The following is a 3801-nucleotide window of genomic DNA, read 5'->3' as shown; positions in this document are numbered from 1 at the left end:
ATAAAATTTGGTCTTCAATTCTTAATTTAGTAGGGCGACCAGGTTTCTTTTTGGTTTTTTCCTTCGCTCTAACTATGCGAACCATCAATTGAAAAGTTTTTTTTAACTCCTGTCATCCGTTTAAATTCAGTTGATGGTACTTTTTTCGCTTGCCAATATTTCATTTTAATTACTCAAAAATTTAACCTTTTACCTTATCATAAAAAACTTTTGCAACAGTTTTAATAAAGTTTTTTAGTTAATAGCGATCGCGCAGCGCCTGCTTCGCAGACCACGCAGTGCCTCGCTCCGCGAGATCGCCTCAAGTTAAAATAACTAAATCTTTCATCGTACCACGAAAGACTTTTGCAAGAGGTCTATTCTTCAGTGATAAATATGCCAAATAAGGTGGTGTTGCCAAAAGTTGAAAAGGACAGAAGAACCTGACGGCAAGGTCTTGGTAATGCTAGTCTGCTTAAGTTATTGGTCTTCAAACAAGCTGCTGCACTTCATCTGACTGAAATTAATCAGGAGGTTCAACAGTTTACTCCCCATGTTCTTTCTTCCGTTGGTCTATCTGGCGACCTCTTTTGAAACTGGAGTTTAGACTAAGTAGATTGAATATCGGGACTTAAACAATTTTGATAGTAAAAATAAGATAGAATGCTTTTAATAACTGACTTGAGCATTACTGTATACGGCGATCGCACTTTATGAAAGAAACCACTCCCGCAGCCATGCCTCCTTGCTTCGATAGATGGTGTAAAAAGTTTGATGATTTATTAAGAACCAAAGCGCAAAAAAGGGAGTTTAGACACTATTTAGGGGGATTATTGGGGGAAAGCGAGAGAAAAAATCTATCTCAAATGGCGAGAGACTCAGTAGAAGTGACATATCACAAATTACACCATTGTCTTGATGCAGTCACTCATGGGGGAAACCCCCAAGACCGCGCTGCATCGCTTCTTGACTGAAGCAACTTGGGGAGCGGACAAGATTAACGAGCGTCGCTTAGAAGTAATGAGTAAATCCAACCAAACTAGAATAAGTCGGGGATTTAGTCTAATTGTTGACGACTCAGGACATAGGAAAAGTGGCAACTTTACAGCAGGAGTAGGAAGACAATATATAGGAGAAATTGGGAAAACAGATAATGGTAATGTGGTGGTAACAACTCATCTATATGATGGAAAAAAAAGCTTACCTCTAGACATAGAATTATATCAACACGGCAATTCATTACCAAAAGGGAAGAAAGACCCAGAATTTAAGAAAAAACCAGAGTTAGCCATAACATTAATAGATAAAAGTTTAAACAGAGGATATAAACCAGGAATAGTCTTAATAGATTCGGGATATGGTAACAATACAAGTTTTTTGAATGAACTAGAAAAAAGAAAATTAAGCTACCTAGGAGGACTGGCTAAAAACAGGAAAGTTAAGGTTGTCAACTCAACAACATTTACTGAAGAAATAAGATTAGATAAATTAGCAGAATCTTTACCCAAAGAGGCTTTCACTGAGAGTAAAATAAATCTAGAAAAACCGAGAACAGTTTGGGTTGCCGTCATTTTAGTTGAAATATCACGTCTTGAAGGTCAGAGAAAGATAGCTATCGTCATGAATAATTCAACTTTTCAAGATGCAGAAGATATTGATTACTTTATAACTAATGTTGACCCATCAATTGTTACTCCACAGTGGATAGTTAATACTTATTCTCAGAGAAATTGGGTTGAAATATTCTATCGCGAAGTAAAAGGCTGGTTAGGATTAAAAGAATATCAAGTTAGAAGTAAAAGAAGTTTGAAAAGGCATTTTATTTTAGTTTTTTGCGCTTATACTTTTATCCTTTGGCATAAACTAACTGGAGGATTAAGAAGGCGTTGGGCTAATAAACCTTTAAACACATTTCCTGAAGCATTGGAAGCATTTCGTACAGCCATGTCTTTTCGTTTTGTCTCATGGCTCAACCAAAATCAGCACGTATTTGCAGCTTACAAAGCCAGTTGTGGCTTTATTTGGGCTTAATTTTTGTTTAAGTCCCGATATTTAGTACGGGGCTGACTTTACCATTAAAATAAGAGCGGAATTCACGAAAGATGTTCTACCCGATCCCTTTGGATATAAGCCTCGTCCTGGAAGACGAAAAGAGGTTTTGGGCAAAGAACTTGACCACAAGTAGTGCAAACTCCTTTTAAACAAGGAAGCTTCTGCCATTTGTCTTCTTCGGACGAATGCCTTTGAAAGGCTTGCCTTTCAAGAAGAAATTCGCTATAGTCAGCCAGATCATCAATTCCCAGGGAATTGAGATAAATTTCAGTTGTTAACCACACAGTTGTTCTAAATAGCAATTTTTTCCAGCGCATCTTTATGAACCTCACTCTTTGTGTCTTCTCAAAGTTATATCGGCATTACCCGAAATAGGATAATACTTTAAGCAATTGTCAAAAAAAGGAGCTGCTTGAAAGACTAAAATTAGAGATTTCTGGAAGCAGCCCTTTAGAAAAAGCTCAATCGGAAGCTTTTTAGCGTCAAGGGTGGAAAAACTGAACTCTCAAAGATCGATCTGAAAGATACCGATCTAATTGAAATTAAGCTTCAGAAGACACTGGTGACAGCCCGTTGTTTATTTTCTTCTTCCAATTGGATACTGGGTTGTTCTCCAGGAGCAGTAATCATACGCGCCCCCTTGCCACTAGTAAAGTAGCTCTAAGCCCACTGAATCATCACCACTAATTTATTGTCAAACTCCAGCAGGTAAAAGACGTGAATAAACATCCAGAATGCCCAAGCCAGAAACTCATACAGCTTCAAGAAACCGAACTCTACCACGGCAGCGTGTTTTCCAATTACAGCCAAGCTGCCCCAGTCCCAATACCGAAAAGCTGAGATCGTCTCTCCTTGGAGGCGACTTTTAATCAGGCGAGCCACATATTTCCCCGACTGCATTGCTACTGGAGCTACACCAGGTAATGGTTTTCCCTCTTGGTGGGCGTAATGAGCTAGATCGCCGATCACAAAAATATTTTCCGTCCCTGGCACCTCAAAATCTGGGTTTACTATTACTCGTCCAGCTTTGTCTAGAGGAGCATCTGTGGATTTGGCGAGGATTTGCGCCATGGCTGAGGCTTTCATCCCCGCAGTCCACAACACAGTCCTGGCTCGAATTGATTCAATTTCACCACCACGACGAACACTTATCGTCTGATTCTTGATGTCGATCACTCTAGTACTAGTCATGACCGTAACTCCTAATTGCTCCAGAGAAGTTTTCGCTTCGGCTGATAGTGAAGGAGAGTAAGAGGGCAAAATCCTCTCTGGGCTTTGCACTAAAATAATTTGGGACTCTTTTGTGTTAATATTACGAAAATCTTCTTTGAGAGTGCCGTGAGCTAGTTCCGCTAATGCTCCGGCTAATTCCACTCCCGCTGGGCCTCCACCGACAACCGCAAATGTCAACCAGGCCTGGCGTTTTTTCGGGTCGGTTTCTTTTTCTGCCGATTCAAAAGCAATAAAAATACGACGACGCATTTCCAAAGCATCTTCAACAGTTTTCAAGCCTGGTGCTTTGTCGGCCCATTCTTCATGTCCAAAATATTGGTGGCTAGCACCAGTAGCAACGATGAGAGAGTCATAGCTAATTGTTCTATTTTGCAGTTGGACTGTCTGCTGTTTTGGGTCGATGTCTTTAGCCTCTCCCATCAGCACTTCAATATTTTTGTTGCGCTTTAAGATTCCCCGCAGAGGAGAACTAATATTAGTGGGAGATATACCGCCAGTAGCCACTTGGTAAAGCAGTGGCTGAAAGACATGAAAGTT

At 40.0% G+C, this 3801-nt stretch carries 1 protein-coding gene and 3 pseudogenes; 1 reads left to right on the top strand and 3 read right to left on the bottom strand.

The genetic code is table 11. From position 1 onward, the window contains the following. A pseudogene (locus tag H1P_RS31655) lies at window positions 1-164 on the bottom strand (IS5/IS1182 family transposase); the annotation flags it as partial. Window positions 165-692: 528 nt separating this feature from the next. Between H1P_RS31655 and H1P_RS31650 the strand changes: the two are divergent. Beyond that, window positions 693-2010: pseudogene (locus H1P_RS31650) on the top strand (IS701 family transposase). A gap of 62 nt (window positions 2011-2072) precedes the next feature. On the opposite strand, the gene H1P_RS31645 reads toward H1P_RS31650, so the two are convergent. Both H1P_RS31645 and H1P_RS31640 read right to left on the bottom strand, forming a co-directional pair. Continuing rightward, window positions 2073-2315 (bottom strand): hypothetical protein, encoded by a 243-nt coding sequence (locus tag H1P_RS31645; RefSeq protein WP_186376263.1) that lies wholly within the window; start codon window positions 2313-2315, stop codon window positions 2073-2075. 265 nt (window positions 2316-2580) lie between these two features. Continuing rightward, a pseudogene (locus tag H1P_RS31640) lies at window positions 2581-3801 on the bottom strand (NAD(P)/FAD-dependent oxidoreductase); the annotation flags it as partial.

The organism is Hyella patelloides LEGE 07179, from assembly GCF_900659865.1.
Classification (GTDB): domain Bacteria; phylum Cyanobacteriota; class Cyanobacteriia; order Cyanobacteriales; family Xenococcaceae; genus Hyella; species Hyella patelloides.
This window is presented reverse-complemented; position numbering and strand designations above follow the sequence as displayed.